General features: G+C 56.4%; 12 protein-coding genes, 2 tRNA genes, 3 rRNA genes and 1 pseudogene. 14 read left to right on the top strand and 4 right to left on the bottom strand.

Annotation, left to right across the window (positions count from 1 at the left end; genetic code table 11):
- Window positions 1-223 precede the first annotated feature (223 nt).
- The 5 genes from G7009_RS05580 (at window position 224) to rrf (ending at window position 5,390) form a co-directional block, all read left to right on the top strand.
- Window positions 224-1,760, top strand: a 16S ribosomal RNA gene (locus G7009_RS05580).
- An 82-nt stretch (window positions 1,761-1,842) separates the two neighbouring features.
- A tRNA-Ile gene (locus G7009_RS05575) sits at window positions 1,843-1,919 on the top strand.
- Window positions 1,920-1,941: 22 nt separating this feature from the next.
- Window positions 1,942-2,017 (top strand) — tRNA-Ala (locus tag G7009_RS05570).
- Window positions 2,018-2,248: 231 nt separating this feature from the next.
- Window positions 2,249-5,138, top strand: a 23S ribosomal RNA gene (locus G7009_RS05565).
- 136 nt (window positions 5,139-5,274) lie between these two features.
- Window positions 5,275-5,390 (top strand): 5S ribosomal RNA (gene rrf / locus G7009_RS05560).
- Together the 16S, 23S and 5S rRNA genes with 2 tRNA genes alongside form the textbook arrangement of a ribosomal RNA operon.
- Before the next feature lie 120 nt (window positions 5,391-5,510).
- Here the strand turns inward: rrf and G7009_RS05555 are convergent.
- Window positions 5,511-6,374 carry a universal stress protein gene (locus G7009_RS05555; protein ID WP_181128939.1) on the bottom strand — a complete coding sequence of 288 codons (864 nt, stop codon included), beginning with the start codon at window positions 6,372-6,374 and terminating at the stop codon, window positions 5,511-5,513.
- Window positions 6,375-6,524: 150 nt separating this feature from the next.
- Between G7009_RS05555 and G7009_RS05550 the strand changes: the two genes are divergently transcribed.
- Window positions 6,525-7,136 carry a tRNA-(ms[2]io[6]A)-hydroxylase gene (locus G7009_RS05550; RefSeq protein ID WP_181128938.1) on the top strand — a complete coding sequence of 204 codons (612 nt, stop codon included), beginning with the start codon at window positions 6,525-6,527 and terminating at the stop codon, window positions 7,134-7,136.
- 31 nt (window positions 7,137-7,167) lie between these two features.
- On the opposite strand, the gene G7009_RS05545 is transcribed toward G7009_RS05550, so the two are convergent.
- Window positions 7,168-7,488, bottom strand: coding sequence for a DUF883 family protein (locus tag G7009_RS05545; protein WP_181128937.1), 321 nt, complete (start codon window positions 7,486-7,488; stop codon window positions 7,168-7,170).
- A 129-nt stretch (window positions 7,489-7,617) separates the two neighbouring features.
- On the opposite strand from G7009_RS05545, the gene G7009_RS05540 reads away from it, so the two are divergent.
- Window positions 7,618-7,881: a hypothetical protein gene (locus G7009_RS05540; RefSeq protein ID WP_181128936.1), complete on the top strand. Its 264-nt coding sequence runs from the start codon at window positions 7,618-7,620 to the stop codon at window positions 7,879-7,881.
- A gap of 17 nt (window positions 7,882-7,898) precedes the next feature.
- Here G7009_RS05540 and G7009_RS05535 read toward each other — a convergent pair whose 3' ends face one another.
- Entirely contained in the window at window positions 7,899-8,387 is a 489-nt protein-coding gene (locus G7009_RS05535) for an LEA type 2 family protein (RefSeq protein ID WP_181128935.1), read from the bottom strand.
- A 202-nt stretch (window positions 8,388-8,589) separates the two neighbouring features.
- Here G7009_RS05535 and G7009_RS05530 point away from each other — a divergent pair, with 202 nt between their 5' ends.
- From G7009_RS05530 to G7009_RS05520, 3 genes are all read left to right on the top strand, one after another.
- Window positions 8,590-8,919: a hypothetical protein gene (locus tag G7009_RS05530; protein WP_181128934.1), complete on the top strand. Its 330-nt coding sequence runs from the start codon at window positions 8,590-8,592 to the stop codon at window positions 8,917-8,919.
- 45 nt (window positions 8,920-8,964) lie between these two features.
- Window positions 8,965-10,113, top strand: coding sequence for a PQQ-dependent sugar dehydrogenase (locus tag G7009_RS05525; RefSeq protein WP_181128933.1), 1,149 nt, complete (start codon window positions 8,965-8,967; stop codon window positions 10,111-10,113).
- Window positions 10,114-10,199: 86 nt separating this feature from the next.
- Window positions 10,200-10,490 (top strand): hypothetical protein, encoded by a 291-nt coding sequence (locus G7009_RS05520; RefSeq protein ID WP_181128932.1) that lies wholly within the window; start codon window positions 10,200-10,202, stop codon window positions 10,488-10,490.
- A gap of 3 nt (window positions 10,491-10,493) precedes the next feature.
- Here the strand turns inward: G7009_RS05520 and G7009_RS05515 are convergent.
- Window positions 10,494-10,718: pseudogene (locus G7009_RS05515) on the bottom strand (aspartate aminotransferase family protein); the annotation flags it as partial.
- 372 nt (window positions 10,719-11,090) lie between these two features.
- Here G7009_RS05515 and G7009_RS05510 point away from each other — a divergent pair.
- The 4 genes from G7009_RS05510 to gacA all read left to right on the top strand — a co-directional run bounded on the left by G7009_RS05510 (window position 11,091) and on the right by gacA (window position 13,427).
- Window positions 11,091-11,783, top strand: a complete 693-nt coding sequence (locus tag G7009_RS05510) for a glutathione S-transferase N-terminal domain-containing protein (protein ID WP_181128931.1) — start codon at window positions 11,091-11,093, stop codon at window positions 11,781-11,783.
- Between the two features lie 70 nt (window positions 11,784-11,853).
- Entirely contained in the window at window positions 11,854-12,240 is a 387-nt protein-coding gene (locus G7009_RS05505; protein WP_181128930.1) for a DUF488 domain-containing protein, read from the top strand.
- Window positions 12,241-12,268: 28 nt separating this feature from the next.
- Entirely contained in the window at window positions 12,269-12,709 is a 441-nt protein-coding gene (locus G7009_RS05500; RefSeq protein WP_181128929.1) for a GNAT family N-acetyltransferase, read from the top strand.
- Between the two features lie 79 nt (window positions 12,710-12,788).
- Window positions 12,789-13,427: a response regulator transcription factor GacA gene (gene gacA / locus G7009_RS05495; RefSeq protein ID WP_181128928.1), complete on the top strand. Its 639-nt coding sequence runs from the start codon at window positions 12,789-12,791 to the stop codon at window positions 13,425-13,427.
- Window positions 13,428-13,436 lie beyond the last annotated feature (9 nt).

Here is a 13,436-nt window from a genome sequence, read left to right as displayed (position 1 = left end):
CTCTGAGGAAAGCGTAGAATGCGCACCTCGGTTCAGCAAGTCGAAAGACGCCGAACCAACCGCTCTTTAACAAATTGAATCAAGCAATTCGTGTGGGTGCTTGTGAGCATGGACTGATAGTCTGCAAGATTATCAGCATCACAAGTGACCGCATGAGCAATCATAGTAGTCATTTGAGATTGCTGAGCTAAGTTTAGGGTTTTCTCAAAACCCAAGCAGTATTGAACTGAAGAGTTTGATCATGGCTCAGATTGAACGCTGGCGGCAGGCCTAACACATGCAAGTCGAGCGGATGAGAAGAGCTTGCTCTTCGATTCAGCGGCGGACGGGTGAGTAATGCCTAGGAATCTGCCTGGTAGTGGGGGACAACGTTTCGAAAGGAACGCTAATACCGCATACGTCCTACGGGAGAAAGCAGGGGACCTTCGGGCCTTGCGCTATCAGATGAGCCTAGGTCGGATTAGCTAGTTGGTGAGGTAATGGCTCACCAAGGCGACGATCCGTAACTGGTCTGAGAGGATGATCAGTCACACTGGAACTGAGACACGGTCCAGACTCCTACGGGAGGCAGCAGTGGGGAATATTGGACAATGGGCGAAAGCCTGATCCAGCCATGCCGCGTGTGTGAAGAAGGTCTTCGGATTGTAAAGCACTTTAAGTTGGGAGGAAGGGCAGTGAGCGAATACCTTACTGTTTTGACGTTACCGACAGAATAAGCACCGGCTAACTCTGTGCCAGCAGCCGCGGTAATACAGAGGGTGCAAGCGTTAATCGGAATTACTGGGCGTAAAGCGCGCGTAGGTGGTTGGTTAAGTTGGATGTGAAAGCCCCGGGCTCAACCTGGGAACTGCATCCAAAACTGGCCAGCTAGAGTAGGGCAGAGGGTGGTGGAATTTCCTGTGTAGCGGTGAAATGCGTAGATATAGGAAGGAACACCAGTGGCGAAGGCGACCACCTGGGCTCATACTGACACTGAGGTGCGAAAGCGTGGGGAGCAAACAGGATTAGATACCCTGGTAGTCCACGCCGTAAACGATGTCAACTAGCCGTTGGAATCCTTGAGATTTTAGTGGCGCAGCTAACGCATTAAGTTGACCGCCTGGGGAGTACGGCCGCAAGGTTAAAACTCAAATGAATTGACGGGGGCCCGCACAAGCGGTGGAGCATGTGGTTTAATTCGAAGCAACGCGAAGAACCTTACCAGGCCTTGACATGCAGAGAACGCCCCAGAGATGGAGCGGTGCCTTCGGGAACTCTGACACAGGTGCTGCATGGCTGTCGTCAGCTCGTGTCGTGAGATGTTGGGTTAAGTCCCGTAACGAGCGCAACCCTTGTCCTTAGTTACCAGCACGTCATGGTGGGCACTCTAAGGAGACTGCCGGTGACAAACCGGAGGAAGGTGGGGATGACGTCAAGTCATCATGGCCCTTACGGCCTGGGCTACACACGTGCTACAATGGTCGGTACAGAGGGTCGCCAAACCGCGAGGTGGAGCTAATCTCACAAAACCGATCGTAGTCCGGATCGCAGTCTGCAACTCGACTGCGTGAAGTCGGAATCGCTAGTAATCGCGAATCAGAATGTCGCGGTGAATACGTTCCCGGGCCTTGTACACACCGCCCGTCACACCATGGGAGTGGGTTGCACCAGAAGTAGCTAGTCTAACCTTCGGGAGGACGGTTACCACGGTGTGATTCATGACTGGGGTGAAGTCGTAACAAGGTAGCCGTAGGGGAACCTGCGGCTGGATCACCTCCTTAATCGACGACATCAGCCAGCTGATGAGCACCCACACGAATTGCTTGATTCTTTGTCGAAGACGATGATGTACGACCCTGTTATAGGTCTGTAGCTCAGTTGGTTAGAGCGCACCCCTGATAAGGGTGAGGTCGGCAGTTCAAATCTGCCCAGACCTACCAATTGCCTGGTGCACCCTGTCGAGGGGCCATAGCTCAGCTGGGAGAGCGCCTGCCTTGCACGCAGGAGGTCAGCGGTTCGATCCCGCTTGGCTCCACCACCTTTTGCTGGACCGGCCGTACACCTGCAGAACCCAGAAATGAGCATTCCTGCGAATGTTGATTTCTGACTTTTGTCAGATCGTTCTTTAAAAATTCGGATGTGTGATAGAAAGTTAGACTGGACACCGCTTTCACTGGCGGAGGTTCAGGCTAAGGTAAAATTTGTGAGTGATTGCAAATTTTCGGCGAATGTTGTCTTCACAGTATAACCAGATTGCTTGGGGTTATATGGTCAAGTGAAGAAGCGCATACGGTGGATGCCTTGGCAGTCAGAGGCGATGAAAGACGTGGTAGCCTGCGATAAGCTTTGGGGAGTCGGCAAACAGACTGTGATCCAGAGATCTCTGAATGGGGGAACCCACTCAGCACAAGCTGAGTATCTTACACTGAATACATAGGTGTATGAGGCGAACCAGGGGAACTGAAACATCTAAGTACCCTGAGGAATAGAAATCAACCGAGATTCCCTTAGTAGTGGCGAGCGAACGGGGACCAGCCCTTAAGTTGGTTTGAGATTAGTGGAACGCTCTGGAAAGTGCGGCCATAGTGGGTGATAGCCCCGTACACGAAAATCTCTTATCAATGAAATCGAGTAGGACGGAGCACGAGAAACTTTGTCTGAATATGGGGGGACCATCCTCCAAGGCTAAATACTACTGACTGACCGATAGTGAACCAGTACCGTGAGGGAAAGGCGAAAAGAACCCCGGAGAGGGGAGTGAAATAGATCCTGAAACCGTATGCGTACAAGCAGTGGGAGCCTACTTGTTAGGTGACTGCGTACCTTTTGTATAATGGGTCAGCGACTTATATTCAGTGGCGAGCTTAACCGAATAGGGGAGGCGTAGCGAAAGCGAGTCTTAATAGGGCGTTTAGTCGCTGGGTATAGACCCGAAACCGGGCGATCTATCCATGGGCAGGTTGAAGGTTAGGTAACACTGACTGGAGGACCGAACCGACTACCGTTGAAAAGTTAGCGGATGACCTGTGGATCGGAGTGAAAGGCTAATCAAGCTCGGAGATAGCTGGTTCTCCTCGAAAGCTATTTAGGTAGCGCCTCATGTATCACTGTAGGGGGTAGAGCACTGTTTCGGCTAGGGGGTCATCCCGACTTACCAAACCGATGCAAACTCCGAATACCTACAAGTGCCGAGCATGGGAGACACACGGCGGGTGCTAACGTCCGTCGTGAAAAGGGAAACAACCCAGACCGTCAGCTAAGGTCCCAAAATCCTGGTTAAGTGGGAAACGATGTGGGAAGGCTTAGACAGCTAGGAGGTTGGCTTAGAAGCAGCCACCCTTTAAAGAAAGCGTAATAGCTCACTAGTCGAGTCGGCCTGCGCGGAAGATGTAACGGGGCTCAAACCAGGTACCGAAGCTACGGGTGTCACTTAGGTGACGCGGTAGAGGAGCGTTCTGTAAGCCTGTGAAGGTGAGTTGAGAAGCTTGCTGGAGGTATCAGAAGTGCGAATGCTGACATGAGTAACGACAATGGGAGTGAAAAACTCCCACGCCGAAAGACCAAGGTTTCCTGCGCAACGTTAATCGACGCAGGGTTAGTCGGTCCCTAAGGCGAGGCTGAAAAGCGTAGTCGATGGAAAACAGGTTAATATTCCTGTACTTCCGGTTATTGCGATGGAGGGACGGAGAAGGCTAGGCCAGCTTGGCGTTGGTTGTCCAAGTTTAAGGTGGTAGGCCGAGACCCCAGGAAAATCCGGGGCCTCAAGGCCGAGAGCTGATGACGAGTTGCCTTTAGGCGACGAAGTGGTTGATGCCATGCTTCCAAGAAAAGCTTCTAAGCTTCAGATAACCGGGAACCGTACCCCAAACCGACACAGGTGGTTGGGTAGAGAATACCAAGGCGCTTGAGAGAACTCGGGTGAAGGAACTAGGCAAAATGGCACCGTAACTTCGGGAGAAGGTGCGCCGGCGAGGGTCAAGGACTTGCTCCGTAAGCCCATGCCGGTCGAAGATACCAGGCCGCTGCGACTGTTTATTAAAAACACAGCACTCTGCAAACACGAAAGTGGACGTATAGGGTGTGACGCCTGCCCGGTGCCGGAAGGTTAATTGATGGGGTTAGCGCAAGCGAAGCTCTTGATCGAAGCCCCGGTAAACGGCGGCCGTAACTATAACGGTCCTAAGGTAGCGAAATTCCTTGTCGGGTAAGTTCCGACCTGCACGAATGGCGTAACGATGGCGGCGCTGTCTCCACCCGAGACTCAGTGAAATTGAAATCGCTGTGAAGATGCAGTGTATCCGCGGCTAGACGGAAAGACCCCGTGAACCTTTACTATAGCTTTGCACTGGACTTTGAATTTGCTTGTGTAGGATAGGTGGGAGGCTATGAAGCGTGGACGCCAGTTCGCGTGGAGCCATCCTTGAAATACCACCCTGGCAACTTTGAGGTTCTAACTCAGGTCCGTCATCCGGATCGAGGACAGTGTATGGTGGGTAGTTTGACTGGGGCGGTCTCCTCCCAAAGAGTAACGGAGGAGTACGAAGGTGCGCTCAGACCGGTCGGAAATCGGTCGTAGAGTATAAAGGCAAAAGCGCGCTTGACTGCGAGACCCACACGTCGAGCAGGTACGAAAGTAGGTCTTAGTGATCCGGTGGTTCTGTATGGAAGGGCCATCGCTCAACGGATAAAAGGTACTCCGGGGATAACAGGCTGATACCGCCCAAGAGTTCATATCGACGGCGGTGTTTGGCACCTCGATGTCGGCTCATCACATCCTGGGGCTGAAGCCGGTCCCAAGGGTATGGCTGTTCGCCATTTAAAGTGGTACGCGAGCTGGGTTTAGAACGTCGTGAGACAGTTCGGTCCCTATCTGCCGTGGACGTTTGAGATTTGAGAGGGGCTGCTCCTAGTACGAGAGGACCGGAGTGGACGAACCTCTGGTGTTCCGGTTGTCACGCCAGTGGCATTGCCGGGTAGCTATGTTCGGAAGAGATAACCGCTGAAAGCATCTAAGCGGGAAACTTGCCTCAAGATGAGATCTCACTGGAGCCTTGAGCTCCCTGAAGGGCCGTCGAAGACTACGACGTTGATAGGTGGGGTGTGTAAGCGCTGTGAGGCGTTGAGCTAACCCATACTAATTGCCCGTGAGGCTTGACCATATAACACCCAAGCAATCTGCGCGAAAAGCCGGATGCTGGTGGTGAAGACGCAGTAGCCGAAGATTTGCAGCACGCACAACCCTGTCACACAGCCGAATTTGCCGGAACGTCCCTGGACGCGCTGGCTACCGAATTTCTTGACGACCATAGAGCATTGGAACCACCTGATCCCATCCCGAACTCAGCAGTGAAACGATGCATCGCCGATGGTAGTGTGGAGCTTCTCCATGTGAGAGTAGGTCATCGTCAAGATTCATTTCGCAAAACCCCTATCTGCGCAAGCAGGTAGGGGTTTTGTCTTTTCTACCTTACAAACTACGAGATCAGGATTGCAGGCGGTTGGTAGGCGAAGATTTCGCCTTGCCCAGCGTTTCAAGCCTTGGCCAATTCTGCAAGCTGCGCTGAAGCTTCTTCACTCTTGAGCACCAGCACATCGCCCTCAAGAGAGTCGAGTACGACCTCCGCAGTATTGCCAATTAAAGCACCAGAAATACCGGTTCGTGCCACCGTACCAATGACGGTAACTACAGCGTGGTGCTTCTTCTCGGTAAATGGAATCAATACATCGGCTGGCCCTTCAGCGATGTGCAAGCGCTCATCGGGGATACCGAATTCAGCCTGGAATGCTCGGCAGGCCTCGCGATAATGTTCCTCGATAGTGTCCTTGAGCTGATAGACCGGGTCAGCTGCAGATAACATAGGAGAGGGATGTGCACTGATCACATGCAATTCCCCCTTTGCCAAGGTAGCTATACCAAAGCCATGGTCGACGATGCTGGCATGCAGCCGGCGATGGGCGTCATCCTGATTACCAACATCCACGGCTGCAAGGATCACGCCTTCCGCCCATTGGCGATCGCTTTTAACCATCAATACTGCACTGGGACAATAGCGCAGCAGCTTCCAGTCACTCGGGGTCAGCAGTGCCTTTTTCAAAGGGTTATCCGGGCGATGTTCCTTGATGACCAAGTCGCACCCTTCTGCCTGCTGTACATCGATGATGGATTGATGAAGAGTATCGTGCCAGGCTTGTTCGTGAGTGACACTGTTGTATCCATCATCGTGAAGCTGGCTCTGTAGCAAGCTCAATATAGCCTTGTGATCCTGTTTGCGGTCGCACATCAGCAGATGGAGCCGAGCGCCGGTCACCCCTGCAATTAGCTTGGCGCGTGCCAGCGCGCGGCTATGAGCGTGCTCGGGGTCAAGCACGACAAGTATGCTTCGAACGGCTTGCATGGGCATGAGCTCCTTTGCGTGACGACTCGCGCCTGACTATAGTCGACATCTCATGAGCCGCAGATTGATGTACATCAAGCATAGCCACTGGCGATCGCTGCCGCGCCCGGTATAATTCCCGGCCCAACGAACCCCTGCGCTTGTGAGCTTATGCACCTGATTCCTGAAATCGACGCTTTTCTCGGCTGTCGCACGCCCGATTCCTGGGTGGAAGCCGCGCTTGCCGATCAGGAAACATTGCTGATCGACCATAAGAATTGCGAATTCAAGGCCGCCAGTACAGCCTTGAGCCTCATTGCGAAATACAACACGCACATAGACCTTATCAACATGATGTCGCGTCTTGCACGCGAAGAACTGGTCCACCACGAACAGGTCTTGCGTCTGATGAAACGGCGCAATGTGCCTCTACGCCCTGTTTCCGCCGGCCGCTACGCTTCAGGGCTGCGAGGCCTGGTGCGTGCTCACGAGCCTGCCAAATTGGTGGATACCCTGGTAGTGGGCGCATTCATCGAGGCGCGCAGCTGCGAACGTTTTGCCGCGGTCGCGCCACATTTGGATGAGGAGTTGGGCAGGTTCTACAACGGCCTGCTGAAGAGCGAAGCTAGACATTATCAAGGCTATCTGAAGCTGGCCCGACAGTATGGCGACGAGGCCGATATCGCCCGTGTGATAGAAAAGGTACGAGCCGCTGAGGTACAGCTGATCACAGAGCCCGATGTAGAGTTGCGTTTCCACAGTGGTGTTCCGGCAGCGCAGTGATACTGTTGGCGCGCTGCCGGTTTCTGGCGTGCTAGTTGCGGCGACCCAACAACAGACCTACCACTATGCCGAAGCCTGCAGACACTGCAACGGTCTGCCAAGGATGGCCACCGATGTATTCCTGAGTGGCTTCGACCACAGGTTGTGCCTTATCCCGCGCGCCAGTGAGGGCATCGCGTGCCTGACGCAGTTTGAGGCTGACTTGACTGCGCAGGTTATCAGCCTCCTCACCTACCAGTGATGTACTGTCATTGAGCAGTTTCTCCGACTCCTCGATCAGCACCTGCAGATCGCTGAATGCCTGATCCTTGATCTGGTCTGTTTCGCCTTGCGCGGTAGATTTCCGGGCCATGTAGGGATCCTCGCTGGGTGATGGAATGAACAATGGATACCATCGGGCACGGAAAGTTGCAGTGGCGTTCCGATCGCTGACCGTGGCGGTGTAAGATAGCCCGCCTTTTTCCAGCGACAGGTACATTCCATGAGTTTCAATCTGGCCAATATGAGTTTTGCCGAACGGGCACAGATCGAGGCGGAAAAGGCCAGGCTTTTCGAGCTCTGGCAGACCAACCTCGGCAAGGCGAAAGCCGAAGCTGGACGGCTGATCTCGGAAAAGTCGCGGCGCAAGGGCAAATGGGCAGAGTGGGTTCGCGCCGAACTGGACGCCATGAGCCCACCCGAGTACGCCAGCATGGTTCGCATCGAAATCAACAAGTTGATGGCCGCCGCGAGCAACAATCGCTGATTGCTCGATGTCGGCGGCTACCAAGAAGCGCTGCCGCTTCCTGGCAGGTCGAGCGTGCCGCTGTCGGTAAAGCGCCGAGTACCTAGCGATCCCCCCGCCAGTTTGCCCCTCAGTACGTAGGGCAACCCCTGCAACGACTCCAGCCGACTCAGGCCATAGGCCTGGCGCAACACCGAGAACGCAGTGATACTGACCGGCACCACCAGCACTTCTTCGGAGTACCGCCCGATCTGCCCGCGCTGATCGCTCACACCAGCAGCCAACGGCTGGCCGTTTACCTCCAGATCCAGGGCAATGCCATCATAGTCGATGCGTGATTCGTTGGGATTCTGCACCCTGATCTTCACCGCCATGCGCACTTCCAGATCCTGGCCTGGGAGCGGTTCGATTCCGATCACACTGATGTTAAGCGGATCTCGTGCCGGAAACAGGGCGCAGGCGCTCAGGCCGAATGCCAGCAGGACGGTCAGTAGTAAAGCCCGGTAAAAGTGCAGTCGAAAAAGCATCGGTAAATCCCGTTCAGGTTGGACTCGAGTGCGACCGCTCCGCAGCCTTGCCGAAATCGCCGGGGAGTCGTAAGAACTCTCATGTCAGACATGCTGCAACATCAAGAAATCAACTCCCGAGAATGGCAGGCTATTGCAACGAACCTGTCGCCCCTTAGGCTATCCAATGGCAGGGTGCGCTTTTTCGTACAGGAGATGAAGGATGAATCTGATATTAGCGGTAGTAGGCTTGGGCCTGGCCCTGTGCATTCCGGCACAGGCGGCCTCTAGAGATACGACAAATACGACGCCGCAGGCTGCGGCCAGCCAGAGCAATCCATATAACAGCCCGATCCCACGCGCCAATCCGAACAGCCGTCAGGGCAGTATTCCGGCCACGCCTCCGGTCAGAGGAGCCACGACACAGCCCATACCGCCTCCGCCGACCCTGGACAATCGTGGCATCGGCAACGGCGAAAACCTGCGTCGCCAGCAACAAGCCCCACGCCTCGAACCTTCGCGCCCGCCGCGCGATACACAGCGCGTACCGTGAGCCCAGCCAACAGGCCTTTCTTGGCCAGCAATGCAAGGAACCCGCATGACATCACGATCCTGGTTGACGACCTTTGCCGCCGCCGCCCTATTACCGATGCTGGCCCAAGCGGCGTCCGAGCAACAGCTTCCCAGCGAGGAAGGGCAATTGACCGTCAGTACCGTTGCGGATGGTCTTCGCAACCCCTGGGCGCTGGCATTTCTACCGGACGGGCAGGGGATGCTGATTACCGAAAAATCGGGCGATTTGCGGATCGTTAACGCCGAGGGCAAGGTCGGCCCCGCGATCAGTGGTGTGCCCAAGGTCTGGTCCGAAGGACAGGGTGGGCTGCTCGATGTCGTCCTGTCGCCTGAGTTCAAGAAGGACCGCACGGTCTACCTGTCCTATGCCGAAGAAGGTAGTGACGGCAAGGCCGGTACCGCGATCGGCCGAGGTCAACTGTCCCAGGACCTAGGCATGCTGGAAAATTTCAACGTGATCTTCCGTCAACTGCCCAAGCTTTCCGTGGGCAATCATTTCGGCTCACGACTGGTTTTCGACCGCAATGGTTACCTGTTCATTGCCCTGGGCGAGAACAACCAGCGATCCACCTCGCAAGATCTGGACAAATTGCAAGGCAAGGTAGTGCGGATTCTACCCGACGGTGAAGTGCCCAAGGACAACCCTTTCGTTGGCAGAAAGGACGTACGCCCCGAGATCTGGTCGTTCGGCCATCGCAATCAGCAGGGCGCGGCACTCAATCCCTGGACTGGCAAGCTATGGACTCACGAGCATGGCCCCCGGGGCGGCGACGAAATCAATATTCCGCAGCCAGGCAAGAACTACGGATGGCCGACCGCGACTCATGGCATCAACTATTCCTTGCTGCCGATCCCTGAAGCCAAGGGCGAGCATGTCGACGGCATGATCGACCCGCACCACGTCTGGGAAAAATCCCCAGGCATCAGCGGCATGGCCTTTTATGACAACCCCAGATTCAAAGCCTGGGATCACAACCTGTTCGTAGGCGCCCTGGCGACCCAAGAACTGATACGCCTGCAGCTCGAGGGTGACAAGGTTGTTCATGAGGAGCGCCTGCTTGGAGACCTCAAGGCTCGTATCCGCGACGTGCGTGTGGGGCCCGACGGTTACCTCTATGTGTTGACCGATGCCGTGGATGGCGCATTGCTCAAGATAGGCATCAGCGAGGACTGACCCGGTCCGCCTATCGCGGCGCTCGCAGAAAATCGCTGCCTGGCTTACCCTAGGCGGCGATTTTTCCTGCCGTTGGAGCAACCACCATGTACCCGCACAAAGCCACAGTCACCGTCAGCAACGAAACGCGCGGAGGTGACGTCGAGGCCGTCGAGAATCCGGGAGTGAAAGTCGGCCTGGAAGCCGTCACCGAAACGCTGAAGAAGGTCCACTTCACGGGCACTCTGGCCGCGCCTGAAACGGCTTCGCACATCTGCGTGACTCTGGACAACGGTCTTACCTATTACGGCCCGATCGTCAACGGCCACGCCGAGCTCGAGGGCGGATGGATCGCCTTCGAATCCGACATGCTCACACCCGAGGAGCTGGGCCTCTGATTCCTACTCCAGTTCGACCAGGCATTGTTCGAAGATGTCCAGGCCTTCTTCCAGGAGGGCCGGTTCGATCGTCAGTCGTGCGAGCAGACGAATGACGTGTCGCGCCTTGCCGCTGGGCATCAGTAGCAAGCCGACGTTACGTGGCGCTTCCACCACCTTGGCCAAAACGGCAGGCGCCGGGGCGCCGTTGCGGTCGACGAACGCTATGCCGCGCATCGCAACCCCGGTTCACCTGGCTGGTCATCGGTGCTGAGCTACATGTTGTTCAGCGATGCCTATCGTTATGAGACCTTGATGACCGCTACACCATTCTGCTGATTTCCCTGAGCCGTCGTCGCTCTAGGGCGCCAGCCATCAACCGGGAAGTCGTCGGCAGCAAGAGCGCCTGAGGCGGCTGTCGGGCGAGGACTGCGCAATTATCGGGATGTGTCCTAATGATCATGGTGGACTTGGGATCGAACATGACGCTCAATCCCAAGTGTTTCGAAGCCCGCGACACATGCATGCCGCACTGCCTGGTATCGGTGCCTGGGCGGCGGGCGATGGCCAATACGCCTGCTTGCCCCTACAGTGGTATCTCCATATGCCCGAGGCCTGACCATGATCGATCTGAGCGCGTTTCCCATCACTTCCAAATGGCCGGCGCGGCACCCCGAGCGGTTGCAGCTGTATTCGCTGCCCACGCCCAACGGCGTCAAGGTTTCGATCATGCTAGAGGAAATCGGCCTACCCTATGAGCCTCACAAGGTGAGCTTTGAAAGCAACGACCAGATGAGCGCCGAATTCATCTCCCTGAGTGCCAACAACAAGATCCCTGCCATCCTTGACCCCCATGGCCCCGGCGGGCCGTTGCCGTTGTTCGAGTCCGGTGCGATTTTGCAGTACCTGGCGGAGAAGTCGGGGAAACTGCTCGGCCAGGACGCCGCTATGCGGTATGAGATCCTGCAGTGGCTCATGTTCCAGATGGGCGGCATCGGCCCGATGTTCGGGCAAGTGGGATTCTTCAACAAGTTCGCCGGCAAGGACTACGAAGACAAGCGCCCGCGGGACCGCTACGTGAGCGAGGCGCGACGTCTGTTGAGCGTGCTGGATCGACGTCTGCAAGGGCGCGACTGGGTAGTGGATGAGTACAGCATTGCCGATATCGCCATTTTCCCTTGGGTGCGCAACCTGACAGGTTTCTATGAGGCCGGGGATCTGGTGGGCTTCGATGCGTTCGACAATGTCAAGCGCGTGCTTGCGACTTTCCTTGAGCGCCCCGCGGTGCGGCGAGGCCTAACGATTCCAGGCTGACCGGCTGTCCCTTAGGCTATCAGTCACGGCACCCCAGGCCCATCGAGCCACCTAGATGCAGGAGCCTGGCATGATCCAGTACAAGCGCGTTTATGACGCTATCGAGGACACCGACGGCCATCGCGTTCTGGTCGACCGTATATGGCCACGCAACCTGCGCAAGGAAGCGCTCGATGGGCAATGGTTGCGCGAAGTCGCGCCGACCACCGAGTTGCGCCGTGCCTACCATCGGGGCGAAATAAACTATGCCCAGTTCTCGAACTGCTACCAGCGCGAGCTGGCAGCGCGTCCCGCATGCTGGTGGCCGCTGCTTGACCTGGCCGCCGCTGGCACGCTGACGCTGCTGTACGCGGCCAAGGATGTCGAACGCAACAATGCTCGCGTGTTGGCCGAGTGGCTCGAAGATGAATTGGAGCGACGAGGGCCCGCAAGCTCGCCGGTGTGCTATGCCCAATAGATCCACTGTCACTTCCGGACACAGGCTCATGCCGCTTGCACTGACACCAGCCACCGATGCCCATCGGACCTTCGCCCGCGACCTTACCCGGCGCGCCATGCTGCCTTACTATCGCGAGTACGACCTGTTGTGGGTCGAAGACGCTTTCGACCAGTCCTGGAGCTGGCGCGAGCAATGGCTGGTGGTAGAGGAGGGCGACGTGCTGGGCTTCTGCAGCCTGAGCCAGGACGCTCACGCCCTGTTCATCCGCGAGCTGCATTTGTTACCCGAGCAGCGAGGGCGCGGTGTAGGCCGGTGGGTACTGGAAGAGCTCGCATCCTGGGCCGCGCAAAGGCGCTTGCCGCTGTTGCGCCTGATGGTTTTCAAGAACAACCCGGCACGGCGCCTGTACCTGCGCCATGGTTTCGTGGAAATGGGCGCGGACGACTGTTTCATCCGCATGCAACGTACCCTCGACGGCGTCGCATGAATGACGGTTTACGCTAGGTTTGCCTGGTAAAATTTTGTTAAGGTGGCGGGATCCAATCGCCCCATGACGAGGTGTCTGCTTGATTAGGGTCCTTGTGGTCGATGATCACGATCTGGTGCGTACCGGTATTACACGCATGTTGGCCGATATCGATGGCCTGCAGGTGGTGGGCGAGGCGGACTCCGGGGAGTCGGCCTTGAAGGTTGCCCGCGAATTGAAGCCGGACGTTGTCCTGATGGATGTGAAGATGCCAGGGATCGGCGGGCTCGAAGCCACTCGCAAATTGTTGCGCAGTCATCCGGACACCAAAGTGGTGGCCGTGACCGTATGCGAGGAAGATCCCTTTCCCACTCGCTTGCTGCAAGCGGGGGCGGCGGGCTACCTGACCAAGGGGGCGGGCCTCGACGAGATGGTCCAGGCCATTCGGCTGGCCTTTGCCGGGCAGCGCTATATCAGTCCGCAGATCGCCCAGCAGCTGGCGCTCAAGCCGTTCCAGCCGCAGGGTTCGCCTTTCGATGCGTTGTCCGAGCGAGAGATCCAGATCGCCCTGATGATCGTCGGTTGCCAGAAGGTGCAGATCATCTCCGACAAGCTGTGCCTGTCACCGAAGACCGTCAATACCTACCGTTATCGGATCTTCGAAAAACTCTCGGTCACCAGCGATGTCGAACTGACATTGCTGGCGGTCCGTCACGGTATGATCGACGCCAGTCTTTAAGACGAACTT

It is taken from the genome of Pseudomonas capeferrum (assembly GCF_013523055.1).
Taxonomy (GTDB): domain Bacteria; phylum Pseudomonadota; class Gammaproteobacteria; order Pseudomonadales; family Pseudomonadaceae; genus Aquipseudomonas; species Aquipseudomonas capeferrum_A.
Note: the sequence above shows the minus strand (reverse complement) of the source record. Positions and strands in the feature narration are given on the sequence as shown.

Bases quoted from the DNA above. Each gene is read 5' to 3' on its own strand.
- G7009_RS05555 (WP_181128939.1), bottom strand. From the start codon at position 6,374: ATGCAAGCCGTTCGAAGCATACTTGTCGTGCTTGACCCCGAGCACGCT.
- G7009_RS05530 (WP_181128934.1), top strand. From the start codon at position 8,590: ATGAATCTGATATTAGCGGTAGTAGGCTTGGGCCTGGCCCTGTGCATT.
- G7009_RS05520 (WP_181128932.1), top strand. From the start codon at position 10,200: ATGTACCCGCACAAAGCCACAGTCACCGTCAGCAACGAAACGCGCGGA.
- G7009_RS05545 (WP_181128937.1), bottom strand. From the start codon at position 7,488: ATGGCCCGGAAATCTACCGCGCAAGGCGAAACAGACCAGATCAAGGAT.
- G7009_RS05535 (WP_181128935.1), bottom strand. From the start codon at position 8,387: ATGCTTTTTCGACTGCACTTTTACCGGGCTTTACTACTGACCGTCCTG.
- G7009_RS05500 (WP_181128929.1), top strand. From the start codon at position 12,269: ATGCCGCTTGCACTGACACCAGCCACCGATGCCCATCGGACCTTCGCC.
- G7009_RS05550 (WP_181128938.1), top strand. From the start codon at position 6,525: ATGCACCTGATTCCTGAAATCGACGCTTTTCTCGGCTGTCGCACGCCC.
- G7009_RS05540 (WP_181128936.1), top strand. From the start codon at position 7,618: ATGAGTTTCAATCTGGCCAATATGAGTTTTGCCGAACGGGCACAGATC.
- G7009_RS05525 (WP_181128933.1), top strand. From the start codon at position 8,965: ATGACATCACGATCCTGGTTGACGACCTTTGCCGCCGCCGCCCTATTA.
- G7009_RS05505 (WP_181128930.1), top strand. From the start codon at position 11,854: ATGATCCAGTACAAGCGCGTTTATGACGCTATCGAGGACACCGACGGC.
- G7009_RS05510 (WP_181128931.1), top strand. From the start codon at position 11,091: ATGATCGATCTGAGCGCGTTTCCCATCACTTCCAAATGGCCGGCGCGG.